Below are 24,205 nucleotides of genomic sequence, written 5' to 3' on the forward strand. Positions count from 1 at the left end.
GCGAATCTCCTCGTAGTCGCGACGGAAAGCATCGCGAAGCAGGGACAAGGAACCCTTTCAGGGTCACTCGATCGAGGTAGATCCACTACCCGCCGTTAGTCGGAAATCCGAACTACCGGGTGCCGGTCTCGCTGCCGGAACCCTCGTCGGAGTCCTCACCGAAGGACCATTCCCGGGACCGGTTGGTGAACAGCAGGTACAGCACGAGCGCGCACACCAGCCCGATCGGAACCCCGAACTCGGGCCGGCCGGACGGGCCGGCGGCGTACCAGGCGACACCCAGCAGCAGCAGTTCGACGACCACGGCCGGGCTGCGCGCCCAGTGCTTGCCCAGCACCAGCGCCATCCCGACGGCCACCACGGCCGCGCCGATCACGCCGAAGTAGGCGGCCTCGCCGTAGATGTTGTTGCCCTCGGTCGACGCGCCGCCCAGCGCCCGGACCAGCAGGGCCACCGCGAACCCGAGCCCGGCCAGACCCTGGAGCCCGACCAGGGCACCGGCACCTCGGACGGTGACCGGGGCGTCGGAGGCGATGCGCACGCGTGGTCCTTCGTGGGTCGTCCGGCTGTGATTCGTCCGGGGTGTGAGGTTCGACTGGATGGTAGCCCGGCACCCCGGCCGGCTCGCCTACCCTGCCGTCATGCGTGCTGTGCTGGTGGTGAACCCGAAGGCGACCGCGACCACCGCGGCCGGGCGGGACGTGCTGGCGCACGCACTGGCCAGCCAGCTGACCAAGCTGGAGATCCTGGAGACCGACTACCGGGGCCACGCGCTGGCCGCGGCCGCCCAGGCGGCGACCGACGGCGTCGACCTGGTCGTCGCGCACGGCGGCGACGGCACGGTCAACGAGGTGGTCAACGGCCTGCTCACGCACGGCGTCGGGCCGACGGTGCCGATGCTGGGGATCGTGCCCGGCGGCTCGGCCAACGTCTTCGCCCGCTCGCTGGGCCTGCCGCGCCATCCGGTCGAGGCGACCCACCAACTGCTGCACGCCCTGGCCGACGGCCGGTCACGCAGAGTAGGGCTCGGGCGGATGACCTCGGACCGGGCCGGCGACCCGGCGCGCTGGTTCACCTTCTCCGCCGGGGTCGGCCTGGACGCCGACGTGGTGGCCGAGGTGGACCGCAAGCGGGGGAAGAAGGCGAGCCCGGCGCTCTACATGCGCATGGCGCTGTTCCAGTACCTGCGTCCCAAGCACGGGAAACCTCAGCTGACGGTGTCGATTCCTGGCGAGGAGCCGGTGACCGGGTTGCGGCTGGCGTTCGTGTCCAACACCGATCCGTGGACCTATCTGGGGGCCCGGCCGATTCATCTGAACCGGGGTTGTGGGTTCGACGGGGGCCTCGGCGTGTTCGCCCTCCAGAGCCTGCGGCTACCGACAGTAGCCAGGCACCTTCGGCAGGCGGTCAGCCGGACGGGTGAGCAGCACGGCAGGAAGTTGTTCCGCCGCGACGACGTCCCTGAGCTGACGATCACCAGTGCCGAGCCGGTCCGGGTGCAGTGTGACGGTGATCTCATCGGCGAGCGGACCTGCGTGAAAGTCACGTCCGTGAGGCATGCCCTCGCCGTCGCTGGGTAGTCCCTCCGGCGACCCCGGAAGGCGCCGGGGAGGCACTTGAGGGGCGAGATGTAGACGTGACCTAATCGTTACACTCCGTCCGGATAGGCCTCTGACGTCGATCTTTCGGGTGAGTTCACGCACTGGCCGATGAAGAACCCTTGACATTCGGCTGGTTCGTGAAAGCATTCACAAGCACCCCAAACGACCGGATGACGACTGAGGCGCTTCCGAACGCGCCCAAAGCGAGGAGCACGTAGAAATGGACTGGCGCCACCGCGCGGCCTGCCGTGACGAGGACCCCGAGCTGTTCTTCCCCGTGGGAACCAGCGGTCCTGCCATACTGCAGGTCGCCCAGGCGAAGGCCGTTTGTCACCGTTGCACCGTCGCTTCCAACTGCCTGACGTGGGCCCTGCAAAGTGGCCAGGACGCGGGCGTGTGGGGCGGAATGAGTGAGGACGAGCGTCGTGCGCTCAAGCGGCGCAACGCTCGTACGCGGACTGGCAGCAACGCCTGATTCTCAGCCTGAACTGTAACGCCTGAAAATTTAGCAAGACGCCGAAAGGCCCGGATCCTGATCGCAGGGAACCGGGCCTTCGTGTTTCCGGATTTCCGGATTATCGACAGCGCAGGTCACTGCCGGCGGTGGGAGAGCGGAACGCGCAACACCGCTTCCGTTCCCCCGCGCGGCCGGTTCCGCATGGAAAGCGATCCGCGCAGTTCCGACTCGACCAGGGTCCGCACGATCTGGAGCCCGAGACCGTTGGACCGCTCCAACGAGAAACCCTTCGGCAGACCCCGCCCGTCGTCGGACACCACCACGTCCAGCCAGCGGGCGGTGCGCTCGGCGGAGACCTCCACCTCGCCGCTCACCCCCGACGGGTAGGCGTGCTCGATCGCGTTCTGCACCAACTCGGTGAGCACCATCACCAGCGGCGTGGCCACCTCCGCGGCCACCACACCGAACTGCCCGGTCCGCCGCACCCGCACGTGGTTCTCGGCGACCGCGACGTCCCCGACGACCGGGATCACCTTGTCCACCAACGAGTTCAGGTCGACCTTCTCGTCCACCGAGGTCGACAGCGCCTCGTGCACCATGGCGATCGCCGCGACCCGGCGCACCGACTCGGCCAGCGCCGCCCGCGCCTCCGGGCTCGCCGTACGCCGCGACTGCAACCGCAGCAGCGCCGCCACGGTCTGCAGGTTGTTCTTCACCCGGTGGTGGATCTCCCGGATCGTCGCGTCCTTGGACATCAGCGCCCGGTCCCGGCGGCGGACCTCGGTGACGTCACGCACCAGCACCAGCGCGCCGGCCGCCTTGCCCCCCGGCCGCAGCGGCAGCGCGCGGAACAGCACCCCGGCGCCCCGGTGGGACTCGGCCTCGGCGCGCATGCTCGGCTGGCCGTCCAGGGCCGCCAGGATCCGCTGGGCGATCTCCGTCGCGTCGAACGGGTCGGCGATCAAACCCCTGGTCAGCGGGGCGAGCCGGACCCCGACGAGCTCGGCCGGGTGGCCCATGCGGTGGTAGGCGGACTGGGCGTTGGGCGAGGCGAAGACCACGGCGCCGGAGGTGTCCAGGCGGATCAGCCCGTCGCCGACGCGGGGGCTGGTGTGCACGTCGGCGGCCGGTTCGGAGGTGGGGAAGGTGCCGTCGGCGACCATCTGGCACAGGTCGGCGGCGATGCCCAGATAGGCGATCTCCAGCGAGCTGGGGACCCTCGGCACGGCCAGGTCGGTCTCCCGCGACAGCACGGCGACGACCTTGTCGTCGAAGGTCACCGGGATGACCTCGCGGCGGACCGGGACGCCGTGGAACCAGCGCGGGTCCTCCTCGCGGCAGATCCGCCGCTCCTCCATCGCCCGGCGCAGCTGCGGCTGGTCGGCCACCTGCTGGATGCTGCCGACCACGTCCTCGGGATGCGCGGTCGGCGCGGTGGTGGCCCTGGCCTGGGCGACGCACAGGTACTCGGCCTCGGTCTGCGCGGGAGTCGGCGGCTCGCCGATCGGCACCCACATCAGCAGGTCGGCGAAGGACAGGTCGGACAGCAGCTGCCACTCGGCGACCACCATCTGCAGGTGGTCGACCTCACCACCGGAGAGCTTGGTGTGCTCGGCAAGCAGGTCGGAGAGCGTCGACACCTAACCGATCCTGCCACGCATGTGTTTCCGACCTGTTTCTGTGCACACAAGTCCGGCGCTACTCAGCGCAACCTCAGGGGAACGTGAAGCAACCCAGCCACCAACCATCCACCCAACCGCACCAACAATGCCCAGCGCGACCAACACTCAGGAAGTTCGGGGAGGCGGAGCAGCCTGCCGGATCTTGTCCCTCAGGCGCTGCTTGAGGGTTTCGGGGGCGTGTTCGCCGCCGCACTTGCTCCTGAGCAGGACCTTCAGGTGCTCCTCGATGCCGAACTGCTCCAGGCACGGGCTGCACTCGTCGAGATGCTTCTCCAGCAGCTCACGGCGGCCCTGGTCGCACTCGTGGTCGAGGAAGAGCCAGACCTCCTCCAGGACCTCCGAACAGTCCGTCTCGTGTGGTTCGCCGCAGCTCATGACCCGGTCACCTCGTGCTCGGACGAACGCAGGAACCCCCGGTCCCGCGCGACCCCGGCCAACAGGTCGCGCAGCTGCCGGCGGCCACGGTGCAGCCGGGACATCACCGTGCCGATCGGCGTGTGCATGATCTCCGCGATCTCCTTGTAGGCGAAGCCCTCGACATCGGCGAGGTACACGGCGAGCCGGAAGTCCTCCGGCAACTGCTGCAACGCTTCCTTCACATCATTGTCCGGCAACCGGTCCATCGCCTCGATCTCGGCCGAACGCAGGCCGCTGGAGGTGTGGCTCTCGGCCTGCGCGAGCTGCCAGTCGGTGATCTCCTCGGTCGGCGACTGCTGCGGCTGGCGCTGCTTCTTGCGGTAGCCGTTGATGTAGGTGTTGGTGAGGATCCGGTACAGCCACGCCTTGAGGTTCGTGCCCTTGGAGAAGGACGCGAACGCGGCGTAGGCCTTCAGATAGGTCTCCTGGACCAGGTCCTCGGCGTCGGCCGGGTTACGGGTCATCCGCAGGGCGGCGGCGTAGAGCTGGTCCAGCAACGGCATGGCATCCCGTTCGAACCGCTCAGCGCGCTGCTCCTCCGTCTCGACCGCGTCGACGTCGGCGTCGGGGTGGGTATCGGTGCGTGGCACCGTGCTCCCTTCCATTTGGAACCGTCCCACCATCGGATGGGACATCACCGAGGATACGCGGCGGGGCTTGGTGAGCACGTCAGCTGGCACACCTGTAGGAACGACGGCTGGTCACCGCACATTCCCGGCCGTCAGTCCAGCGGACGCAGGATGCGGCCCAGCCACTCCTCGACGGTGCGGCCGATGCCGTCGGCGTCGCGGCGCAGCGAGTGGTCGCCGGGGAAGACCACGATCTCCCGGTGATGGCCCTGGTCAGGCATGCCGAACGGGTCCGACCTGCCCTGCACGACCAGTGTCGGCACGGTCACCGCGTCCAGCTCCGGCATCCGCGTGCGGTCCGGTTTGCCCGGCGGGTGCACCGGGAACGCCAGGCACAGGACGGCCACCGCCTGCCCGTCGGCGGCCGTGCGGCAGGCCACGCGCGCGCCCGACGAGCGCCCGCCGAACACCAGCGGCAGGTCGTCGAACCACTCCCGCGACAGCACCTCGGCGACCGCCAGCCACGCGGTGTCCAGCTGGCCGGCCGGGGCCGGCGCGCGGCGCCCGGCGACCCGGTAGGGCTGCTCGACCAGGGCGACGTGCACCCCGGCGGCCTGCGCGCCCCGGGTGGCGGCCACCAGGTCGGGGGCGCCGACACCGCCGCCGGCGCCGTGGCCGAGCAGCAGCCCGGCGCGGCCCTGTTCGGCGCAGTGCAGCTGCGCCCTGGCCGGGCCGTGCGGGGTGTCGATCTCCATCGCGGTCATTGGTCGAACAGGGTCGGCTCGTCCAGCGCCACCACCGGCTCGGCGCGCTCGACCAGGTCGGGGCCGTTGTTGCGGACGCTGTTGACCCGGCTGGACACCGGGCGCAGCTCCAGCGAGCCGATCAGCTCCAGCGGCGGCGAGACCAGCAGCTCCCCCGGGTCCTCGACGTCCGGGTCCAGCCACGCCGCCCAGTGCTCCGGGGTCATCAGCAGCGGCATCCGGTCGTGGACCTCGGCGAGCTGGCCCAGCGCCTCGGTGGTCAGTACGGCGGCGCTGACCACCGGCGGGGCATCCTCGGGCGCCCGTGGGTCACGCCAGGTGGTCCACAGGCCGGCCATGGCCAGGCTGTGACCGTCGGGCGGGGTCATGAAGAACGGCTGCTTGTGTCTGCCCTCGCGGCGCCACTCGTACCAGCCGTCGGCCGGCAGCAGGCAGCGGCGGCGGGCCAGCGAGGACTTGAACGCGCGGCTGGTGGCGGCCGACTCGGACCGGGCGTTGATCATGCGGGCGCCCATCGAGCGGTCCTTGGCCCACGGCGGGATCAGGCCCCAGCGCATCACCCGCAGGCTGCGCACGGTGGTCGACGGGTCGGGCGTGCCGTGCTCGTCGCGGGGGTGGCGCTGGACGACGGCCACCACGTCCTTGGTGGGCGCCACGTTGTGGTCGGCCGGCGGCGCGTGGCCGTCGGTGGCGTCCAGGGCGTCGAACTCGGCGGCCAGCCGCGCCGGGTCCTTCGACGCCGAGTACCTGCCACACATGGTCGGGCGCACCTCCTTGAACGGGTGGGCGATCGTGACACGTCCTACCGACAGTCTGCACCGACGGGGCCGTGATGCGGGAGGATCACGGGTATGACCCAGCCCTGGCCCGCGCCGACCGCGACCGGACCCGTGCACGCCACCGTGGCCGTGCCCGGCTCCAAGTCCATCACCAACCGCGCGCTCGTGCTGGCCGCGCTCAGCGAGGGCGGTGGCACGCTGACCGGCGCGCTGCGCAGCCGCGACACCGACCTGATGGTCGACGCGCTGACGGCGCTGGGCCTGACGGTGACCGTCGACGGCACGACCGTGAAGGTCGAGCCGCACCAGGGTCTGTCCGGGCCGGCGACGGTGGACTGCGGGCTGGCCGGCACCGTCATGCGGTTCGTGCCGCCGGCCGCGGCGCTGGCCGACGGCGAGGTCGCCTTCGACGGTGACCCGAGGGCCCGGCAGCGGCCGATGGGCACGGTCCTGGGCGCGTTGCGGGCGCTGGGCGCCGACGTCGACGGCGACGCCCTGCCGTTCACCCTGCGTGGCCGGGGACGTGTGCCCGGTGGCGCGGTGACCATCGACGCGTCGGCGTCCTCCCAGTTCGTCTCCGGGCTGCTGCTGGCCGGCGCCGGCTACGACCGGGGCCTGACCGTGCACCACGACGGCAAGCCGGTGCCCTCGCTGCCGCACATCGACATGACGGTGGCCATGCTGCGCGAGGCCGGTGTCGAGGTCGACGACAGCGAGCCGAACACCTGGCGGGTGGCGCCCGGCCCGATCGGCGCGCGGGAGTGGGCGGTCGAGCCGGACCTGTCCAACGCGACGCCGTTCCTGGCGGCCGCCGCCGTCACCGGCGGTACGGTCACCGTCACCGGCTGGCCGGAGCGCACCACCCAGCCGGGGGACGCCATCGGCGAGATCGCCGAACGGATGGGCGCGACCGTGACCAGGGACACCCGTGGGTTGACGGTCACCGGCCCCGACCGGCTGACGGGCCTGGACATCGACCTGCACGACGTGGGTGAGCTGACGCCGACGGTGGCCGCGATGGCGGCGCTGGCCGCCGGGCCGTCGGTGCTGCGGGGCATCGCCCACCTGCGCGGGCACGAGACCGACCGGCTCGCCGCGTTGGCCGCCGAGATCAACGGCCTGGGCGGTGTGGCCACCGAGACCGACGACGGCCTGGCGATCGAGCCGGCCGCCCTGCACGGCGGCGCCTGGCGCGCCTACGCCGACCACCGGATGGCCACCGCCGGCGCGATCGTCGGCCTGGTGGTGCCCGGTGTCGAGGTCGACGACATCGCCACCACCGCCAAGACCCTGCCGGACTTCCCGGCGATGTGGCGGCGGATCGTCGGCGGGACATCAGCAACACCCGGGCCGGAGGGGACGGGCGGCACGTCGTGAGCCGGCGCGGGCGGGCCCCGGACTGGGCACGACTCGACGAGTCGGACGTCCGGGTGCGTCCCGGCAAGGGCACCCGCCCCCGCAGCAAACGCCGCCCCGAGCACGCCGACGCGCGCGCGGCGATGGTCGTGGGCGTGGACCGGGGCCGGTGGACCTGTGCGCTGGACGGCCGCCCCGACCAGCAGGTGGTGGCGATGCGCGCCCGGGAGCTTGGCCGCACGCCGATCGTCGTCGGTGACCTGGTCGACCTGGTCGGCGACACCTCCGGGCGCCCGGACACGCTGGCGCGGGTGGTGCGGGTGGCCGACCGGTCCAGCGTGCTGCGGCGCACCGCCGACGACAACGACCCCTACGAGCGGGTCGTGGTGGCCAACGCGCAGCAGCTGCTGATCGTGTGCGCGCTGGCCGATCCCCCGCCGCGCACGGGGTTCATCGACCGCTGCCTGGTCGCCGCCTACGCCGGCGGGTTGAAACCGTTGCTGTGCCTGACGAAGTCCGATCTCGCCTCGCCCGACGAGATCGTCGCCGCGTACGCGGAGCTGGCCCTGCCGGTGCTGGTGACCCGCAGCGACCGCGAGCCCGACGAGGTCCGCGAGCGGCTGGCCAACCAGGTTTCCGCGCTGGTGGGCCATTCCGGTGTCGGGAAGTCCACTTTGGTCAACAAGCTGGTGCCCGACGCGGACCGCGCGGTGTCGGCGGTGAGCGCGGTCGGCAAGGGCCGGCACACCTCCACCACGGCGGTGGCGCTGCCGCTGCCGGGCGGTGGCTGGGTGGTCGACACCCCCGGTATCCGCTCGTTCGGCCTGGCGCACATCGAACCGGGCGACATCGTGGCGGCGTTCGACGAGTTCGTCGAGCCGGCCGAGGAGTGCCCGCCGCACTGCGGTCACCTGGGGCCGCCGGAGGACCCGGAGTGCATGCTGGACGTGGTCACCGCCGAGGGGCAGGCCTCACCCGGGCGTCTCGAGTCGTTGCGCCGACTGTTGTCCTCCCGTGCCCGGCTGGACGAATACGCCGATTAGCCTGTAGGTCGGACGACCGGAGGTTAGGCTCTGTCCGGACCAATCGAACTTAGGGGTGATTCAGGGATGCGCAAGCTGACAGCGGGGCTGTCCGCCTTAGCGTTGGCCGTGACGCTGGGAGCCTGCGGCAGCAACAGCGTGCCGGGCACCGGGTCCGGTACCGGTGGCGGTTCCGGCGACGGGGGCAGCAAGGAGGCGGCGACCAACCTCGCCGCGCTGACCCAGCAGATCGGTGAGAAGACCACCGAGAAGAACTCGGCGCACATGACGCTGGCGGCCGAGGCGGCCGGTCAGGAGATCAACGCCGAGGGTGACGTCGAGTTCAGCGCCGACGACATCAAGATGACCATGGACATGGAGATCCCCGGCCAGGGCAGCATCAGCATGGTCTTCGCCGAGGGCATCATGTACATCGAGATGCCCCAGGAGCTGGAGCCGGGCAAGTCCTGGATCAAGATCGACCCCAACGGCGACGACGCGATGTCCAAGTCCCTGGGCAGCACCTTCGACGAGATGCGCAAGAACGCCGACCCGCGCGCGTCGCTGGAGCAGATGAAGGACGCCGGCGAGATCACCGCCGAGGAGCAGGTCGAGCTGAACGGCGAGCAGACCACGCACTACTCCATCGTGCTGGACGCCAAGAAGATGGCCGAGCAGCAGAGCGACCCCGAGGCCAAGAAGGCCATGGAGATGATGGACGTCACGGAGCTGCCGGTCGAGCTGTGGGTGAACGAGGACCAGCTGCCGGTGCGCATGACCATGACGATGGCCATGTCCAACCCGGCCTCCGGTGAGGCCATCGAGTCCACGTTCCAGATGGACTACACGAACTGGGGCGAGCCGGTGGAGGTCACCGCGCCGTCCGAGGACCAGATCGCGGAGATGCCCGGTATGTGACCGGGTACCAGCGCGACGACGCCCCCGCCGGGTTCGGCGGGGGCGTCGTGTTTTTTCTCCCGGGTGATGTCGAATGACGCCGGGCCCGTTCGTAGCCAGAGTAGGGAGACCGGCAGCGGGCCGGTCACACCGACGAAGGAGTTCACCATGGCGCGGTACCTGCTCGCGGTCCAGTACGACGAGACCTCCCAGCACACCGAGGAGGAGGTGCAGGCCCAGATGGCCAGGACCGGCCGGGTCACCCACGAGATGAAGGCCGCCGGCACGTGGGTGTTCGTCGGCGGGCTGCGCCCCTCGCACGCCACCACGCTGGTGCGGCCGGGCAACGGCACCACCACGATCACCGACGGCCCGTTCGCCGAGACCAAGGAGCAGCTCGGCGGGTTCTGGGTGATCGAGTGCGCCGACCTGGACCAGGCGCTTGGCTGGGCGAACAAGGCCGCGTTGGCCTGTGGGGAGCCGATCGAGGTGCGCCCGTTCGCCGACGACTCGGGACGCTGAGCACCGATGGAGCTGGCCGGTGTCTACCGGGCCGAGTACGGCCGCTGTGTGGCCACGCTGACACGGCTGCTCGGCGACCTCGGCCTGGCCGAGGAAGCCGTGCAGGACGCGTTCGCGGTGGCGGTCACCGCCTGGGCGGACGGCCCACCACCCAACCCCGGCGGGTGGATCGTCACCACCGCCCGCCACCGGGCGATCGACCGGCTGCGCCGGGAGTCCACCCGCAAGGACCGTCAGACGCAGGCCCAGTTGCTGCACCAGCCCGAGGAGCGTGAGGACGTGGGACCGGTGCGCGACGACCAACTGCGGTTGATCTTCACCTGCTGCCACCCCGCGCTGTCCCCGCTGGCGCGCACCGCGCTGACCCTGCGCCTGCTGGGCGGGCTGACGACCGAGGAGATCGCCCGCGCCTACCTGGTGCCGGAGACGACCGTCGCCCAGCGGATCGTGCGGGCGAAGAAGAAGATCCGCGACGCCGGCATCCCCTACCGGGTGCCGGGCGAGGCCGAGCTGCCGGCGCGGCTGTCCTCGGTGCTGACCGTGCTGTACCTGGTGTTCAACGAGGGCTACGCGGCCACCTCGGGTGAGCTGCTGCGCGCGGACCTGTGCCGGGAGGCGATCCGGCTGACCAGGGCGCTGGCCGGGCTGATGCCCGACGAGCCGGAGGTCGACGGGCTGCTGGCGTTGCTGCTGCTCACCGAGGCCCGCCGCCCGGCGCGGGTCGGGCAGGACGGCGAGCTGGTGACCCTCGCCGAGCAGGACCGGTCACGCTGGGACCGGGAGCTGATCGCCGAGGGTCACGCTCTGGTCCGCCGCTGCCTGCGCCGCGACCAGCCGGGGCCCTACCAGCTTCAGGCCGCGATCAACGCCGTGCACACCGACGGCCCGGCCACCGACTGGGACCAGGTGCTGGCGCTCTACGACCAGCTGCTGGCCCACGAACCGACGCCGGTCGTGGCCCTCAACCGGGCGGTGGCCGTGGCGCAGGTCCACGGTCCGGCGCTGGCGCTGGCACTGGTCGACGAGCTGGACCTGCCCGGCTACCACCTGCTGCCGGCCACCCGCGCCGACCTTTTCACCCGCCTGGGCCGCACCGCCGAGGCGGCCACCGCCTACGACGAGGCGATCGCCCTGGCCACCAACGACACCGAACGCGCGTTCCTGCGCACCCGACGAGCCCGACTGGGAGAGCAGCGATGAAACTCACCACCGTCACCATGGTCACCGTCGACGGCGTCCTGCAGGGGCTCGGCGGCCCGGAGGAGAACCGCCGGGGCGGCTTCGAACGCGGCGGCTGGCAGGCCGCCGCGTGGGACGAGCAGGCCGGCACGGCACTGCGCCACATCTACCAGCGCGCCGACGCGTTCCTGTTCGGCCGGTGGACCTACGAGCTGTTCGCCGGCTACTGGGGCCGCACCGCCGACCCGGCCAACCCGATCGCCGCCGCACTGAACGGCACCCCGAAGTACGTGGCCTCGACCACGCTCACCGACCCGACGTGGGCCGACACCACCGTGCTGGGCGGCGACCTCGCGGCGGCGGTCGCGGAGCTGAAGGCCCGGCCGGGCGGCGAGGTCCAGGTGCACGGCAGCGGTGTGCTGGTCCGCTGGCTGCTCAGCCAGCGGCTGGTCGACGAGATCACCTTGTTCGTCGCGCCGGTGGTCCTTGGCCAGGGCGCGCGGCTGTTCCCCGAGGACGGCGAGGACTTCGCGCTGGACCTGGTGTCGTCCCGGACCACGCCCCAGGGCGTGACGATCCAGGTGTACCGGCCGGGCGGGCGCCCGGTCTACGGCCGCGCCGACGCGCGGCCGTAGACCGTTCCCCCTAGCGCAGTGCGTAGGCGTGCAGGATCGTCTGCCTGGCCGTGTTGCCCCGACCGTCGTCGACCGACGAGCGCAGCGACACGAACTCCGCGCCGCGCGGGTGGGTGACCTCCGCGCACCACCCGCTGCCGGTGCGGGCCACCTTCGCCGCGCGCCAGGTGGCGCCGTCGTCGTAGGAGACCTCGATCCTCGGCGCGGCGACCCGGGCCGGGTCGGGCGAGCCGTTGCGCTGCACGTGGACCGGGAGGCGGAACCGGCCGGCCGGGGCGCTGTTGTGCTCGTCCAGGTCGGGGGCGAACCGCACGGCCAGCGCGGGCACCGGGATCCCCTCCACCTCGTCGTCGGAGTGGCCCGAGGTGAACGTCCACTCCGCACTGATCTCGGTGGACAGCCGGCCGGGCTGGGTCGAGGTGACCCGCAGGGTGTAGTCGGCGGGCTCCGGCGGCAGGTCGGTGATCAGCTCACCGGCGGCGTCCGGGTTCTCCGCGATCACCTCGCCCTCGCGCAGCAGTTGGGTGGTGCCCGGTTGGTTGTGCTGGGCGTTCTCCCGGCCGAGGTTCTGGTCGGCACGCAGCGGGATCCCGACCATCAGTGTGTCGCCGAGGCGGCTGAGATAGGGGAGCCTGAACGCCTGGTCCCAGGTCCGCGGCACCGGGAAGCCCGGGGCGAACACCCCGGCGTTCCACCGCTGCTCGGTCGTGGTTCCCCGCGAGTAGGACACCGGTTCGACCGTGAGGCCGCTCATGCCGTTCAGGACGAACAGCTCGGCGGGATCGACCTCGTAGAACATGGGGAACCAGTCGACGTCGGGCGTGTAGTACTCGGTCATCGTGAACGGCAGCGACATCGTGACGACACTGTCGCGCACGCCGACCCGGCCGGGGGTGGCCGAGGCGTGGGTCGAGCGGACCGTGGCCAGCTCGTCGTCGGTCACCCGGAACTCCAGCTCGGCCGGGATGGCGCCGTCCAGGGTCTCCCGCAGGCTGTACTGGTAGGGGCTCTCGTGGAACCCGGCCCACTGGCCGGAGTCCTCCGGCTCGGCCAGGTAGGAGTCGATGCTGGCGGTGAACCCGCCGGGCAGCGCCGTGGCCGACGGGGTCAGGCCGTAGAAGGTGTACTTGGAGACGATCCCGTGGAACCCGGTGCGGCCCCAGGCCGTCTCCACGGTGTAGTCGAGGAACGACGAGGTGGGTGCGGCGTTGGGCCGGTCGACGACGAACGTCGGGGTGATCCCGTCGCGGGCGTCGAAGGTGTACTCGGCCGGGCCGTCGACGACGATGCTCGGTTCGACGAAGTCGGTGCGCCGGGTTTCCCAGTCGCCGTAGTTGTTCTGGACGGTGACCTCCACGAAGTACTCGCCCCTCGGCAGGCGCAGCGCGATCGTGCCGGACGGGTCGTAGGGCGTGAACTCCTTGGGGTTGTTGAGATCCACCAGCCGCACGTAGTACCCGTCGGTCGGCGTGCCCTCGTGGTTGAGGAACTCCAGGTCCACGTCGAACACCTCCGCCTCGCGGTTCACCGAGATCACCGTGCGCAGCGCCGCACCGTCCCCGGTGGCGGTGACCGTGCCGGCGTACACCCCGTTGTCGGCCTCGACGCTGGTGTCGGCGGTCACCGTGACCTCGGCGGTGCCGCCGGCGGGCACGGTGATCTCGTCGGCCGACAGGGTGACCAGGCCGGCCGGGGCCGGCTCGCCCTCCGGCCCGCGCACGTCGGCGGCCAGCGCGAGGGTGACCGGCTCGGTGCCGGAGTTGGTGTAGGACACCGTTTTCGCCACCGGCTCGTCGTCCTCGTGCGGCCAGGCGGCGACGCCGAGGAACAGGTTCGCCGCCGACACCGACACGGTCGAGCCGACCGCCGCCGCCACGTCGACCCGGCCGGCGCCCTGCTCGAACACCGACGGGCCGTCACTAGGCCGCGCGGTCGACACGAGTGTCGACTTGAGACGGTCACCGGTCCAGTCGGGGTGGGCGCCGGCGAGGATCGCGGCGGCCCCGGCGACGTGCGGGGCGGCCATCGAGGTGCCGTCCAGGGCGACGTAGCCGTCCTCGACGGGGTCGCCGATCATGCCGTTGGCGGCCCGCGCGGCGACGATGCCCACGCCCGGCGCGGTGATCTCCGGTTTCACCGCACCGTCGCGCGGGCGCGGGCCACGGCTGGAGAACCCGGCGAGCTGGTCGTCGCGGTCCACGGCGCCGACGGTGAGCGCGGCGCCGGCGGTGCCGGGCGAGCTGACCGTCTCCGCACCCGGACCGTCGTTGCCGGCGGCGGCGACCACCAGCGTGCCGGTCTCGGCGCTGATCCGGTCGACGGCGGCCGACATCGGGTCGGTGCCGTCGGTCGGGCCGGACCCGAGGCTGAGGTTGATCACGTCGGCGCCGCTGCCGGCGGCCCACTCGATACCGGCGATGACCCAGGACTCCAGACCCTCACCGGTGTCGTCGAGCACCTTGCCGTTGAGCAGCGCCGCGTCCGGTGCGACGCCCCGGTGCCGCTGCCCGGCCCCGGTGACGATCGACGCGACGTGCGTGCCGTGGCCGAGGTGGTCGTCGGTGCCGGTCTGGCTGCCGGTGAAGTCCCGCGCGCCGGTGACCGCGTCGGCCAGGTCGGGGTGGGTGACGTCGATGCCGGTGTCCAGCACGGCGACCGTCGCGCCCGCGCCGGTCAACCCGGCCTCCCAGGCGGCCGGCGCGCCGATCCGCGGCACGCTGTGCTCCAGCGAGGCCCGCACCGGCCCGTCGAGCCAGATCCGCTCGGCGTGCGCGGCGCTCCAGAACCGCTGGTCCTTGGCGGCGCGCAGCGCGGTGGCGCCCATGGTCGGCAGCTCGCGCACCGCGCTGGCGCCGGCGGTTCTCGACAGGGCGCCCCGGTGGTCGACGATCAGCGGCAGGTCGGCGCGCGCGTCGTCGCCGTAGCCGGTGCGCACCAGCTCGCTGACGTCGAACAGCCGGGGGTCGAGCCGGCCGGCGGACACGCCGGTCAGCGCGTCGTCGGGGATGACGTGCACGTCGCCGTCCACGTCGGTGTGGCTGCGGAAACCGATGTGCTCACGCCCGGCGCCCGGGGTGAACCGGACGCCGGCCGGCCCGCCGAGGGTGACGACGTCGCCGGTGACGAGGGTGACGGTCGAAGGCGGCCGGGCAAGCGGTTTCCCCGCCGGTTCCGCGACGGCGGAACCGGCGGGGAGCACCACTGCGCTCGCGACCGCGACCAGCGCCGCGAGAACGGCTCTGGCTCGTGGGTGGGTCATCAACGCTCCTGGAGTCGCGGCAGCGCCTCACCCGCTGCCTTGTCTCCCGTAACCACCCCACCCACGCCGTGCGGGTTGCGAGGTTTTCCAGGTTTTCAGTTCATGTGCGGGTAGCCGACCTCGGTCGGCGGCACGAACGTCTCCTTGACCGAGCGGGGGCTGACCCACCGCTGCAGGTTGTAGATCGAACCGGCCTTGTCGTTGGTGCCAGAGCCCCGGCTGCCACCGAAGGGCTGCTGGCTGACGACCGCGCCGGTCGGCTTGTCGTTGACGTAGAAGTTGCCGGCGGCGAAGCGCAGCGACCGGTGCGCCTCCTCGATGGCCGAGCGGTCGGTGGCGAACACCGCGCCGGTCAGCGCGTAGGGCGTGGAGCTGTCGACCAGTTCGAGGACCTTGCCGTAGTCGGTGTCGTCGAACACGTGCACGGCCAGGATCGGCCCGAACCACTCGGTGGTGAAGATCTCCTGTGTCGGGTCGGTGCCCAGCACGACGGTCGGCGAGACGAAGTAGCCCACCGAGTCGTCGCAGGTGCCGCCGGTCAGCACCTCCAGCGTCGGTGTCGCGGCGGCCATCTCCAGCACGCCCCGGTGCTTGGCGAAGGCCCGGGCGTCGATCACCGCGCCGCCGAAGTTGGCGAAGTCGGTGACGTCGCCGTAGGTCAGCGAGGCGGTGGTGTCGACCAGGCGTTCCCGCAGGCCCGACTCCCACAGCGTGCGCGAGACGTAGGCGCGTGAGGCCGCCGAGCACTTCTGCCCCTGGTACTCGAACGCACCGCGCACCAGCCCGGCCACCACCGCGCCGGGTTCGGCCGAGCGGTGCGCCACGACGAAGTCCTTGCCGCCGGTCTCGCCGACGATGCGGGGGTAGGCGCGGTAGGTGTCCAGCCGCTCGGCCATCGAGCGCCACAGGTAGCGGAAGGTGGTGGTGGAGCCGGTGAAGTGCAGCCCGGCGAAGTCCGGGTCGGCCAGCGCGACGTCGCTGACCGCCGAGCCGTCGCCGGTGACCAGGTTGATCACGCCGGGCGGCAGGCCGGCGGCCTCCAGCAGACGCATCGTGTGGTGGGCGGCGAGCTGCTGGGTGGGCGAGGGCTTCCAGACGACGGTGTTGCCCATCAGCGCGGGCGCGGTCGGCAGGTTGCCGGCGATGGCGGTGAAGTTGAACGGGGTGATCGCGGTGACGAACCCGTCCAGCGGCCGGTGGTCGAACCGGTTCCACACGCCGGGGCCGGAGTTGGGCTGCTCGGCGAGGATCCGGTTGGCGTAGCCGACGTTGAACCGCCAGAAGTCGATCAGCTCGCAGGCGCTGTCGATCTCGGCCTGCTGCACGGACTTGGACTGGCCGAGGATCGTCGCGGCGTTGAGCGTGTCCCGCCACGGCCCGGCGAGCAGGTCGGCGGCGCGCAGCAGCACGGCGGCGCGCTCGTCGAAGGGCAGCTCCCGCCAGGCGGGCGCGGCCTGCTTGGCGCTGGCCACCGCGTCGGCGACGTCCTTGCCGGTGGCCTGCGCGCTGTCCCCGAGGACGTGACGACGGTCGTGCGGCTGGACGACCGCGATCGGGTCGCCGCCGGCCATCCGTTGTTCGCCGCCGATGGTCATGGTCAACTCGTGCCGCTCACCCTCGAGCTCGGCGATGCGCCGTTGCAGCGAGGCGCGCTCGGGGCTGCCCGGCGCGTAGGAGCGGACCGGCTCGTTGACCGGCGGTGGGACGGACGAAACGGCGTCCATGATGTGGCTCGCCTCCCTGAGGTGTCGGGTCGCCGGACGGCTTGTGACCGATCGCCGGCCTGTGCCGTCCATCCTGTCACGGTTCGCTATTCCCACCAGGCGATCAACGCCTCGACCTCCGCCCGGTAGAGCAGGCCCGGGTCGAGGCCGGTGAGCGAGAACTGGCCGGCGACCTCCAGGCTGAGCACGCCGTGCAGGCGGCTCCAGACGGTCATCCCCCAGTGCTGCTGACGCTGCGTGAGGTGGTTGTGGCCGAGTTGTTCACCCCATTCGGAGAGCTGGCCATACAGCGGTTCGGCCACGGTGGTGGGCCCCGGGTCGGGCGGGGCGGTGGCCAGCAGGGCGGTCATCGCGCGGTTGGCGGCGTCGAGGGTGTGCGCCGGGGCCTGGTAGCCGGGGATGGGGGTGCCGAACAGCAGCAGGTAGCGGTGCGGGACGGCGACCGCCCAGTCCCGCAGGGCGGTGGCGACCGCGCGGGTGCGCTCGGCCGGTGGGGCGGCGGGGTCGATCGCGGCCTCCAGGGTGTCGGCCAGGCCGTGGTAGCCGTCGGCGATCAGCTCGGTGAGCAGCGCGTCGCGGTTGGCGAAGTAGCGGTAGATGGCGGGGCCGGTGACGCCGAGCCGCTTGCCGATGGCGTTCACCGAGATGCCGGCGATGCCGTGCTCGGCGAGCTGTTCGAGCGCGATGCGCTTGACCTCCTGGCGGGTCTGTTCCCGGTACCGCTGCCGGCGATCCATGCCTCTCCCTCCGCTTGACACGAGAAGAGTAACACCTTCTAATGTGAGTTAGAGGCTATAACAACCGAAGGGGTGGACGAGATGGAGATCGTGCTGACCGGCGAAGGCGGCCCGGAGATGCTGCGCGTCACCGAGGGTGACGCTCCGATGCCCGGCCGCGCCCGGGTCCGCGTACGGGTCGAGGCGACCGGCGTGAGCTTCGCCGAGGTGCAGATGCTGCGCCGCCGCTACCCCCTGCAGCCGAAGTACCCGTTCGTGCCCGGCTACGACCTGGTCGGCACGGTCAGCGAGATCGGCCCCGGCGTCGAGGGCGTGCGGGTCGGCGACCGGGTGGCGGCACTGACCAGGACCGGCGCGTGGCGCACCCACGTGGTCGTCAAGGCCGCCCAGATCGTCCCGGTCCCGGCCGACCTGGACGCCGGCGTGGCCGAGGCGGTCGTGATGAACGGCGTCACCGCCTGGCAGATGCTCCACCAGGTGGCGAAGGTCCGGCGCGGCCAGACGGTGCTGGTCCACGGCGCGTCCGGCGGGGTCGGGACCCTGCTGGTGCGCCTGGCCGTGGCCGCCGGCGCCCGGGTCATCGGCACCGCGTCCGCCGCCAAACGCGACCTGCTGGTCTCGGCCGGGGCGGAGCCCATCGACTACCGCACCGAGAACGTCCCCACCCGGGTCCGGCAACTCGCGCCCGGCGGGGTGGACGCCGTGTTCGACCACCTCGGCACCGCCAGCGTCACCGAGTCCTACGAACTCCTGGCCGACGGCGGCATCGTCGTCAGCTACGGCTCGGCCACCACGGTCAACGACCAGGGCCACTGGACGACCCCGTACTTCGGGATGATCGCCCGAGTCCTCGGCTGGCAGATCCAGCGGCTGCGGGGTCGGGGCCGGGGCCGCCGCTTCAGCTTCTACTACGTCAAGCCCGGCCCCCGGTTCACCGAGGCCCTCACCCAGCTCTTCGCCCTGGTCGCCGCCGGCACCCTCGACCCCCCGATCACCGCCCGCTACCCGCTGGACAAGGCCGCCGAAGCCCTCCGTGTCCTCGCCGAGGGTCACTCCACCGGCAAGGTGGTCCTGGAAGTGTGACCATTCGTCAACGCGGCGGGGTAGGGTGACCAGTGAGTGCCCGGGACCCCGGTCTGATGACATCCGACCGAGGGATGCGATCTCCATGGCGCGAACCAGTTCAACCACCGGGCTCGACCACCTCACCGCGACGGACGCCGGCCCGCTGATCCCCCGCGACCACGGCACCTCGGTCCTCGCCAGGGTCGCCGGTGGACAGTCCCGGACGGACCTCCAGAAGGCCACCTCCTCGGTGGTGCGCACACCGCCGGATTCCTGGACCGCCCGGCGCGGCACCACCCGGGAAGAGCCAGCAACGATCGTCCCACCGGACCAGCGGCCCAGCACCCAACTCCTGACCGTCACCGCACGGCCGACCCCGTCCGGCGCGGTGGTGGTCACCGCGTGCGGGGAGGTGGACTACCGCACCGGTCCGCTGCTCCAGGACGTCGGCCTCGCCAACCTGACCCCCGCCGGCCCGCCGCTGGTCATCGACCTCACCGGGGTGACCTTCCTCGGCGCCGCCGGCCTGAGCGTGCTGGACATCCTCGGCAGGGCGGCGACGGCGGCGAACGTGCGGCTCTCACTGGTCGCGCACGCCCGGGTCGTGCTGCGCCCGTTGACGCTCACCGGGCTCGACCGCGAGTTCGACATCCACTCCGCGCTCGCCGACGCACTGCCTTTACCGGGAGGCGGTCCCGATGGATAGCGGCCAACGGCGCGAGCCGAGGGTCGCGGAGATCCTGTCCGTGCTCGCCCGGGGCGGCGGCCAGGTGTCGCTGCCGTCCCGGCTGTGCGCGGCCTGCCTGTCGGCGTTGCCGGTCAGCGGGGTCGGCGCGGCGCTGATGACCGTCGACGGGCCGAGCGGGGTGGTCCTCGCCGCCACCGACCACCGGGCAAGACAGGTGGAGGAGTGGCAGTTCGCGCTCGGCGAGGGCCCGTGCGTCGAGGCGTCCAACGGCAGTCAGCCCGTGCTCGAACCCGACCTCGCCGGGTCCTCCCGGTGGCCCCGGTTCGGCGCGGCCGTGCGCGACGCCGGAATCCGCGCCCTGTTCGCGTTCCCGTTGCGGGTCGGCGCGATCCGCGTCGGCGTGCTGGACCTCTACCGGGACACCCCCGGGACGCTCGCCCTCCCCGACCTCACCGAGGCGCTCGCCTTCGCCGACGCCGCGACGGCCGTGATCCTGCACCTGCGGGACGGCAGCGGGGACACGGCGCTGCTCGGGCCGCTCGACGGCCGCGCCGAGGTCCACCAGGCAACCGGAATGATCACCATCCAGTTGGGTGTCGGCCTCACGGAGGCCCTGCTGCGGCTTCGCGCGTACGCGTACGCTTCGGGACGTACGGTGTCGTCCGTCGCCGCCGACGTGGTTGCCCGACGCCTGCACTTCGATGACAACCAGGCCGGCACGTCACGGCACGACCGGCCCTGACGCCCCAACAGAAACCAGGCGGTGGGCTCACGATGAGCCGAGAACAACTTCTGGCCACCACGTTCGTGGACCTGGCCGACACACTGGTCGCGAACTTCGACCTCATCGACTTCCTGCACACGCTCACCAGCCGCAGCGTGGAGCTGCTCGACGTCGACGCGGCCGGCATCATGCTGGCCGACCCGAACGGTGGCCTGCACGTGATGGCCTCCTCCGCCGAGGAGGCCCGCCTGCTGGAACTGTACGAACTGCAGAGCAACGAAGGCCCCTGCCTGGACTGCTACCGGTCAGGACGTCCCGTCGCCCGTGACGACCTGACGGCGATGAGCGCGTCGTGGCCGGCCTTCACCGAACAGCTGCGGGGCGTCGGGTTCCATTCAGCGCAGGCACTTCCGATGCGCCTGCGGGAGGAGACCCTCGGAGCGCTGAACCTGTTCCGCGCCGAACCCGGCCTGCTCAGCGAGGCCGACCTGCGGGTCGGACAGGCCATGGCCGACGTCGCCACCGTCAGCCTGATCCACGAACGCACCATCGCCGCCGGTGAACTGCTCGCCACCCAGCTACAAACCGCCCTGACCAGCCGCATCCAGCTGGAACAGGCCAAAGGGGTCCTCGCCGAACGCGTCGGCCTGCGGATGGACGAGGCGTTCGAGGTGATGCGCTCCTACGCCCGTGGCCACAACCGCAAGCTCACCGACGTCGCGGCGCAGATCATCGAGGGCACCCTCGTCGACGAGATCCTGCGCGCGAAATGACGCCGGGGCCTCCCTCAGCTCGGCCGGGTGGGCGGGTGGTGGCCCTCCGGTGCCGCCCGGTTGTGGTCGGCGATGCGCAGCCGGAACACCTGCAGGTCGACACCGAAGTACTTGGTGGTCTCACCGACCCAGTACATGCCGTTGTTGCGGACCGTGGCCGCCGCGCGGACGTTGCCCGGCGCGACGACGGCGAACACCTCGTAGACGTCGTTGCTGAACGCCCAGTTGGCCAGGGCATGGGTGGCTTCGGTGGCGTAGCCGTTTCCCCAGGTGTCGGGGTGCAGCTGCCAGCCGATCTCCAGATCCTCGCGGCCCGGGGGCAGCGGGAGCAGGATGGCGCCGCCGATCACGTGGTGGTCGCTGGTGCGTTCGATCGCCCACCGGCCCGCCGGGGCGGACAACCGGGCGTCCTCGGCGATCCACTGCCGCAGCAGCAACCGCATGGCCGGCAGGCTCGGCACCCGTTCCATCAGCGGGCTGAGCCACCGGGTCACCTCGGCGTGCCCGTAGATGCCGAACGCGGTCGCGGCGTCCTCCAGGCTCCAGGGGCGCAGGGTCAGCCGCTCGGTCGTCAGTACCTCGGTCGTTGTCGGTGAGTCCGTGTTCGTGCGCATGTCAGTGCTCCGCTGGTCTCGGTCGCCCCTGGTCAGAGGGTGGACGGGGACGCCGGAGGGCCTTGCGCCTGATGAAGCCGATCACGGCGGTACCGAGGAACAGTACGACGCCGATGATGCCCAGCCAGATCAGGCCCTGGATGGCGAAACCCAGTATCGAGACGATGAGCCACGCCACCAGCAACACGACGACGAAGATCAGCATGTCTGCCTCCACGGTCTGTCCGGGCGGTGGGTGCACGGACTCCACCCGCCGAGGTCCAGGGCGGCTCAGGAGCAGGATGCCCGCTGACCAGCGGGCCAAACGTGTTCCCCGTCGCGTCCCGCGAGCGGACGCCAGGGCCCGTAGGGGTCGGGGCCCGGCCGGCAGGGGAAGTTCTTCCGCGCCGGCCGAGCCGGGCTGTCAGAGGACGCGCAGGACCGCGCAGTGCCAGCGGCCCTTCACCAGTTCCAGGCGGAGGGCGGCCGCACGGACACGTCTGGGCCGGCCGCGTCGGACGGCGCTGTCGACGACCTCGAGGACGGCGCCCAGTTCGACCGATTCCGACGTGGGTGCGCAGGTGTGCAGCCGCAGGAGGCGGTGGCGGCGGCCGGGTCTGGAGGTGCGCAGTCTCGTCAGAAGTGCCTCGTAGGCCGCGTCGGAGAGCATGGCCCGGAGTTGGGCCACCGGGCGGCGGGCGTCGAGGGCCTCGATCAGGTGCAGCACCAGGCGCCACAGCACGTCGGCCGGCGGCGGGGTGGGTTCGGTGGGCGGCGCGACCAGGGTGAGCTGGGAGCCGCTGGCCGGGCGCAGGCTGGACCAGCGCGGCGGCGGGCCGAACTCCTCCGGCTCGTGCGGCGGCTCGTAGTCGGGTAGCGAGTACAGCACGAAACCGCCTGGTGTCGGCTCGTGCATCGCAGGTACGGACATGCCCTAACAGGGCAGGTTCCCGGCCAATCGGGACAAACATCACCCGATCAGGAAGGTGAAAGCGGAGAGTGACTGCCGGCTAGAGGAGTTCCAGCAGGAAGGGCAACTCGTCCGTGGCATACCACGCCAGTTCGTGGTCCTCGGCGTCACCGAGTGTGAACTCGGCGTCGGCGTCGCCCAGGTCGGCTGCGTCGATCACCTCGGCGGCGGCGCGGACGGCCGACTCGGCGTCCTCGGTGTCCAGGTGGACGGCGGCCACCGAGGACAACGGGACCGGGCCGGGCAGCCGCACGACGCCGTAGTCGAGGTCGGGGCGCAGCTCGACGCCGTCGACGTCAGCCGAGATCACCCCGCGCCTGGCGAGCGTGCCCTCCGGGTCGTCGGACAGCTCACCGGCCAGCAGACGCAGCGACGCCCGCGCGGCCTCGCTCATCGCCGCGTACTCGAGTTCTTCCGCGCTGCCGGTGGCGTAGGACTCGCGCAGCGCGGGCGTCAGCGCGAACGCGGTGTCGTTCACCGCCGCGACCTCGCCCTTGGCGGTCAACGCGCGCAGCATGGTCACCGTGGCCGGGATGTAGACCCTCACGGCTAGATCCTGACACACCCGGCGCCCGGCGACGTGGAATGCTCTCGCCCGTGGACGCTGGATCACCGAAGGACCGGTTCGTGACCGTCTTCGGCCGCAAACCCGTACTCGAAGCCCTCGGCGACGGCGACCTGCGCGTGGACAAGGTGGTCCTCGCCGACACCGCCCGAGGACCGGCCGCGAGAGAGATCATCGACGCCGCCGCCGCACGCGGCGTGCCCGTGGAACGCGCGAGCCCCCACCGGGTCAAAGTCCTCGCCGGCAACGGAAAACAGGACCAGGGCGTACTCGCCGACATCATCGCCCCCCGCATGCGCCGACTCTCGGCCGCCCTCGCCGACCCCACCCCACCCGCGACGGTGCTGCTCCTCGACGGCATCACCACCCCCGCGAACGTCGGGATGATCCTGCGCACCGCCACCGCCGCCGGCATCGACGGCATCGTCGTGCCCCGGCGGGGAGTGGCGAGCATCGACCCGCTGGTCGTGAAGGCCTCGGCCGGTGTCGCGTTCCACGCGCCGGTACTGCGCTGCTACACCGCCGAGGAAGCCGCCACCGACCTGCGCGCCGCCGGCTACCCCCTGTTCGCCCTGACCGGCACAGCCCGCCGAACGATCTTCGACGCCGACATCCCCCGCCGGGCCGCCTTCGTCCTCGGCGCCGAAACCGCAGGCGTCAGCGCCGAGGTCGACGCACGCGTCACCACCCACCTGTCGATCCCGATGGCCGGCGGCGTCGAATCGCTGAACGTGGCCAGCGCCGCCGCCGTCCTCTGCTTCGAACTCGTCCGCCGCAGCCGCTGACCTCCACCAGGCCCGACCCGTTGATCACGACCGGTTCAGGGTTGGCCGCCGACCACAGCCATTGATCACGACGGGTTCGGGTCGGGTGCCCACGATGAGGCACGGCGCCACCCCTGCCTTGAGCGGGGCGGCGGAAGCTCACGGGACAAGAAGCCAGCTGCTGGCCGCATGAGGCGAGGGGCCACCCGGACCATCCGCCCCTGACCCAGACCCCGCCCGCACACCCAAGAACCCCAGCCAAAGACCACGACCCCAACACCCACAGCCAAGGTCAGCAACCGCGCCCAACTGGTAGGTAGACCCCCACCCTCCCGGGGGCTCCCCTCAGGGCCATTCTATCCGGAGTAGCAGTTGGGGAGGTCTTTCGCGTTGACTCATCAAAAATGCCCGGGAAGGTGAGTCGTTGCCTCACGAAAGGATGCCCGCGTAGCGGCGTGGCATC

Annotated in this window: 26 protein-coding genes; 13 read left to right on the forward strand and 13 right to left on the reverse strand. The window is 71.7% G+C overall.

The window, feature by feature from the left end; translation table 11 throughout:
* Positions 1-112 precede the first annotated feature (112 nt).
* Positions 113-541, reverse strand: coding sequence for a hypothetical protein (locus tag BLA60_RS31810; RefSeq protein WP_084735497.1), 429 nt, complete (start codon positions 539-541; stop codon positions 113-115).
* 100 nt (positions 542-641) lie between these two features.
* Between BLA60_RS31810 and BLA60_RS31815 the strand changes: the two genes are divergently transcribed.
* Together BLA60_RS31815 and BLA60_RS31820 are read left to right on the forward strand one after the other, a co-directional pair.
* Positions 642-1,580, forward strand: coding sequence for a diacylglycerol/lipid kinase family protein (locus tag BLA60_RS31815; RefSeq protein ID WP_075136764.1), 939 nt, complete (start codon positions 642-644; stop codon positions 1,578-1,580).
* A gap of 241 nt (positions 1,581-1,821) precedes the next feature.
* Positions 1,822-2,076: a WhiB family transcriptional regulator gene (locus tag BLA60_RS31820; protein ID WP_075136731.1), complete on the forward strand. Its 255-nt coding sequence runs from the start codon at positions 1,822-1,824 to the stop codon at positions 2,074-2,076.
* A 116-nt stretch (positions 2,077-2,192) separates the two neighbouring features.
* Here BLA60_RS31820 and BLA60_RS31825 read toward each other — a convergent pair whose 3' ends face one another.
* The 5 genes from BLA60_RS31825 to BLA60_RS31845 all read right to left on the reverse strand — a co-directional run bounded on the left by BLA60_RS31825 (position 2,193) and on the right by BLA60_RS31845 (position 6,248).
* Positions 2,193-3,698 (reverse strand): sensor histidine kinase, encoded by a 1,506-nt coding sequence (locus tag BLA60_RS31825; RefSeq protein ID WP_075136732.1) that lies wholly within the window; start codon positions 3,696-3,698, stop codon positions 2,193-2,195.
* 147 nt (positions 3,699-3,845) lie between these two features.
* Positions 3,846-4,115, reverse strand: coding sequence for a mycothiol system anti-sigma-R factor (gene rsrA / locus BLA60_RS31830; RefSeq protein WP_075136733.1), 270 nt, complete (start codon positions 4,113-4,115; stop codon positions 3,846-3,848).
* Positions 4,112-4,762 carry a sigma-70 family RNA polymerase sigma factor gene (locus BLA60_RS31835; protein WP_075136734.1) on the reverse strand — a complete coding sequence of 217 codons (651 nt, stop codon included), beginning with the start codon at positions 4,760-4,762 and terminating at the stop codon, positions 4,112-4,114. Before BLA60_RS31835 ends, rsrA begins: the two co-directional genes overlap by 4 nt.
* A 116-nt stretch (positions 4,763-4,878) precedes the next feature.
* Complete coding sequence (locus BLA60_RS31840; protein ID WP_075136735.1) at positions 4,879-5,490, reverse strand: alpha/beta hydrolase family protein; 612 nt, start codon at positions 5,488-5,490, stop codon at positions 4,879-4,881.
* Positions 5,487-6,248: an SOS response-associated peptidase gene (locus BLA60_RS31845; protein ID WP_075136736.1), complete on the reverse strand. Its 762-nt coding sequence runs from the start codon at positions 6,246-6,248 to the stop codon at positions 5,487-5,489. The genes BLA60_RS31840 and BLA60_RS31845 overlap by 4 nt, the downstream gene beginning before the upstream one ends.
* Before the next feature lie 93 nt (positions 6,249-6,341).
* Here BLA60_RS31845 and aroA point away from each other — a divergent pair, with 93 nt between their 5' ends.
* From aroA to BLA60_RS31875, 6 genes are all read left to right on the forward strand, one after another.
* Complete coding sequence (gene aroA / locus BLA60_RS31850) at positions 6,342-7,646, forward strand: 3-phosphoshikimate 1-carboxyvinyltransferase (RefSeq protein WP_075136737.1); 1,305 nt, start codon at positions 6,342-6,344, stop codon at positions 7,644-7,646.
* A complete protein-coding gene (rsgA, locus tag BLA60_RS31855; RefSeq protein WP_075136766.1) occupies positions 7,643-8,668 on the forward strand; it encodes a ribosome small subunit-dependent GTPase A in 1,026 nt (341 codons plus the stop codon). Before aroA ends, rsgA begins: the two co-directional genes overlap by 4 nt.
* Positions 8,669-8,734: 66 nt before the next feature.
* On the forward strand, positions 8,735-9,565 hold the full coding sequence (locus BLA60_RS31860; RefSeq protein ID WP_075136738.1) for an SCO4651 family lipoprotein: 831 nt from the start codon (positions 8,735-8,737) through the stop codon (positions 9,563-9,565).
* A gap of 147 nt (positions 9,566-9,712) precedes the next feature.
* Positions 9,713-10,066 (forward strand): YciI family protein, encoded by a 354-nt coding sequence (locus tag BLA60_RS31865; protein WP_075136739.1) that lies wholly within the window; start codon positions 9,713-9,715, stop codon positions 10,064-10,066.
* Positions 10,067-10,072: 6 nt separating this feature from the next.
* Positions 10,073-11,266: an RNA polymerase sigma factor gene (locus tag BLA60_RS31870; protein WP_075136740.1), complete on the forward strand. Its 1,194-nt coding sequence runs from the start codon at positions 10,073-10,075 to the stop codon at positions 11,264-11,266.
* Entirely contained in the window at positions 11,263-11,880 is a 618-nt protein-coding gene (locus BLA60_RS31875; protein ID WP_075136741.1) for a dihydrofolate reductase family protein, read from the forward strand. The genes BLA60_RS31870 and BLA60_RS31875 overlap by 4 nt, the downstream gene beginning before the upstream one ends.
* Positions 11,881-11,890: 10 nt before the next feature.
* Here BLA60_RS31875 and BLA60_RS31880 read toward each other — a convergent pair whose 3' ends face one another.
* From BLA60_RS31880 to BLA60_RS31890, 3 genes are all read right to left on the reverse strand, one after another.
* Positions 11,891-15,139: a S8 family peptidase gene (locus tag BLA60_RS31880; protein WP_075136742.1), complete on the reverse strand. Its 3,249-nt coding sequence runs from the start codon at positions 15,137-15,139 to the stop codon at positions 11,891-11,893.
* Between the two features lie 95 nt (positions 15,140-15,234).
* Positions 15,235-16,863: an L-glutamate gamma-semialdehyde dehydrogenase gene (gene pruA, locus BLA60_RS31885; RefSeq protein ID WP_075136743.1), complete on the reverse strand. Its 1,629-nt coding sequence runs from the start codon at positions 16,861-16,863 to the stop codon at positions 15,235-15,237.
* An 86-nt stretch (positions 16,864-16,949) separates the two neighbouring features.
* The gene (locus tag BLA60_RS31890) at positions 16,950-17,600 is read right to left on the reverse strand and encodes a TetR/AcrR family transcriptional regulator (protein WP_075136744.1); all 651 of its coding nucleotides are present in this window, start codon (positions 17,598-17,600) and stop codon (positions 16,950-16,952) included.
* Between the two features lie 81 nt (positions 17,601-17,681).
* On the opposite strand from BLA60_RS31890, the gene BLA60_RS31895 reads away from it, so the two are divergent.
* The 4 genes from BLA60_RS31895 to BLA60_RS31910 all read left to right on the forward strand — a co-directional run bounded on the left by BLA60_RS31895 (position 17,682) and on the right by BLA60_RS31910 (position 20,850).
* Complete coding sequence (locus BLA60_RS31895) at positions 17,682-18,683, forward strand: medium chain dehydrogenase/reductase family protein (protein WP_075136767.1); 1,002 nt, start codon at positions 17,682-17,684, stop codon at positions 18,681-18,683.
* A gap of 85 nt (positions 18,684-18,768) precedes the next feature.
* Entirely contained in the window at positions 18,769-19,371 is a 603-nt protein-coding gene (locus BLA60_RS42515) for an STAS domain-containing protein (RefSeq protein WP_084735502.1), read from the forward strand.
* Entirely contained in the window at positions 19,364-20,095 is a 732-nt protein-coding gene (locus BLA60_RS31905; RefSeq protein WP_075136745.1) for a GAF and ANTAR domain-containing protein, read from the forward strand. Before BLA60_RS42515 ends, BLA60_RS31905 begins: the two co-directional genes overlap by 8 nt.
* Before the next feature lie 32 nt (positions 20,096-20,127).
* Positions 20,128-20,850, forward strand: a complete 723-nt coding sequence (locus tag BLA60_RS31910) for a GAF and ANTAR domain-containing protein (protein ID WP_075136746.1) — start codon at positions 20,128-20,130, stop codon at positions 20,848-20,850.
* Between the two features lie 14 nt (positions 20,851-20,864).
* Here BLA60_RS31910 and BLA60_RS31915 read toward each other — a convergent pair whose 3' ends face one another.
* The 4 genes from BLA60_RS31915 to BLA60_RS31930 all read right to left on the reverse strand — a co-directional run bounded on the left by BLA60_RS31915 (position 20,865) and on the right by BLA60_RS31930 (position 22,960).
* The gene (locus BLA60_RS31915) at positions 20,865-21,464 is read right to left on the reverse strand and encodes a GNAT family N-acetyltransferase (protein ID WP_075136747.1); all 600 of its coding nucleotides are present in this window, start codon (positions 21,462-21,464) and stop codon (positions 20,865-20,867) included.
* A gap of 1 nt (position 21,465) precedes the next feature.
* Positions 21,466-21,669 carry a hypothetical protein gene (locus BLA60_RS31920; protein ID WP_075136769.1) on the reverse strand — a complete coding sequence of 68 codons (204 nt, stop codon included), beginning with the start codon at positions 21,667-21,669 and terminating at the stop codon, positions 21,466-21,468.
* Between the two features lie 198 nt (positions 21,670-21,867).
* Complete coding sequence (locus tag BLA60_RS31925) at positions 21,868-22,374, reverse strand: Rv3235 family protein (protein WP_154814760.1); 507 nt, start codon at positions 22,372-22,374, stop codon at positions 21,868-21,870.
* 79 nt (positions 22,375-22,453) lie between these two features.
* Positions 22,454-22,960 carry a DUF6912 family protein gene (locus BLA60_RS31930; RefSeq protein WP_075136749.1) on the reverse strand — a complete coding sequence of 169 codons (507 nt, stop codon included), beginning with the start codon at positions 22,958-22,960 and terminating at the stop codon, positions 22,454-22,456.
* A gap of 38 nt (positions 22,961-22,998) precedes the next feature.
* Here BLA60_RS31930 and BLA60_RS31935 point away from each other — a divergent pair, with 38 nt between their 5' ends.
* Positions 22,999-23,763 carry a TrmH family RNA methyltransferase gene (locus BLA60_RS31935; protein ID WP_075136750.1) on the forward strand — a complete coding sequence of 255 codons (765 nt, stop codon included), beginning with the start codon at positions 22,999-23,001 and terminating at the stop codon, positions 23,761-23,763.
* Positions 23,764-24,205: the final 442 nt, after the last annotated feature.

Source organism: Actinophytocola xinjiangensis (assembly GCF_001921215.1).
Classification (GTDB): domain Bacteria; phylum Actinomycetota; class Actinomycetes; order Mycobacteriales; family Pseudonocardiaceae; genus Actinophytocola; species Actinophytocola xinjiangensis.

Bases quoted from the DNA above. Each gene is read 5' to 3' on its own strand.
- BLA60_RS31815 (WP_075136764.1), top strand. From the start codon at position 642: ATGCGTGCTGTGCTGGTGGTGAACCCGAAGGCGACCGCGACCACCGCG.
- BLA60_RS31820 (WP_075136731.1), top strand. From the start codon at position 1,822: ATGGACTGGCGCCACCGCGCGGCCTGCCGTGACGAGGACCCCGAGCTG.
- rsrA (WP_075136733.1), bottom strand. From the start codon at position 4,115: ATGAGCTGCGGCGAACCACACGAGACGGACTGTTCGGAGGTCCTGGAG.
- BLA60_RS31835 (WP_075136734.1), bottom strand. From the start codon at position 4,762: ATGGAAGGGAGCACGGTGCCACGCACCGATACCCACCCCGACGCCGAC.
- BLA60_RS31840 (WP_075136735.1), bottom strand. From the start codon at position 5,490: ATGACCGCGATGGAGATCGACACCCCGCACGGCCCGGCCAGGGCGCAG.
- BLA60_RS31845 (WP_075136736.1), bottom strand. From the start codon at position 6,248: ATGTGTGGCAGGTACTCGGCGTCGAAGGACCCGGCGCGGCTGGCCGCC.
- aroA (WP_075136737.1), top strand. From the start codon at position 6,342: ATGACCCAGCCCTGGCCCGCGCCGACCGCGACCGGACCCGTGCACGCC.
- BLA60_RS31860 (WP_075136738.1), top strand. From the start codon at position 8,735: ATGCGCAAGCTGACAGCGGGGCTGTCCGCCTTAGCGTTGGCCGTGACG.
- BLA60_RS31865 (WP_075136739.1), top strand. From the start codon at position 9,713: ATGGCGCGGTACCTGCTCGCGGTCCAGTACGACGAGACCTCCCAGCAC.
- BLA60_RS31870 (WP_075136740.1), top strand. From the start codon at position 10,073: ATGGAGCTGGCCGGTGTCTACCGGGCCGAGTACGGCCGCTGTGTGGCC.
- BLA60_RS31875 (WP_075136741.1), top strand. From the start codon at position 11,263: ATGAAACTCACCACCGTCACCATGGTCACCGTCGACGGCGTCCTGCAG.
- BLA60_RS31880 (WP_075136742.1), bottom strand. From the start codon at position 15,139: ATGACCCACCCACGAGCCAGAGCCGTTCTCGCGGCGCTGGTCGCGGTC.
- pruA (WP_075136743.1), bottom strand. From the start codon at position 16,863: ATGGACGCCGTTTCGTCCGTCCCACCGCCGGTCAACGAGCCGGTCCGC.
- BLA60_RS31890 (WP_075136744.1), bottom strand. From the start codon at position 17,600: ATGGATCGCCGGCAGCGGTACCGGGAACAGACCCGCCAGGAGGTCAAG.
- BLA60_RS31895 (WP_075136767.1), top strand. From the start codon at position 17,682: ATGGAGATCGTGCTGACCGGCGAAGGCGGCCCGGAGATGCTGCGCGTC.
- BLA60_RS42515 (WP_084735502.1), top strand. From the start codon at position 18,769: ATGGCGCGAACCAGTTCAACCACCGGGCTCGACCACCTCACCGCGACG.
- BLA60_RS31905 (WP_075136745.1), top strand. From the start codon at position 19,364: ATGGATAGCGGCCAACGGCGCGAGCCGAGGGTCGCGGAGATCCTGTCC.
- BLA60_RS31910 (WP_075136746.1), top strand. From the start codon at position 20,128: ATGAGCCGAGAACAACTTCTGGCCACCACGTTCGTGGACCTGGCCGAC.
- BLA60_RS31915 (WP_075136747.1), bottom strand. From the start codon at position 21,464: ATGCGCACGAACACGGACTCACCGACAACGACCGAGGTACTGACGACC.
- BLA60_RS31920 (WP_075136769.1), bottom strand. From the start codon at position 21,669: ATGCTGATCTTCGTCGTCGTGTTGCTGGTGGCGTGGCTCATCGTCTCG.
- BLA60_RS31925 (WP_154814760.1), bottom strand. From the start codon at position 22,374: ATGTCCGTACCTGCGATGCACGAGCCGACACCAGGCGGTTTCGTGCTG.
- BLA60_RS31935 (WP_075136750.1), top strand. From the start codon at position 22,999: ATGCTCTCGCCCGTGGACGCTGGATCACCGAAGGACCGGTTCGTGACC.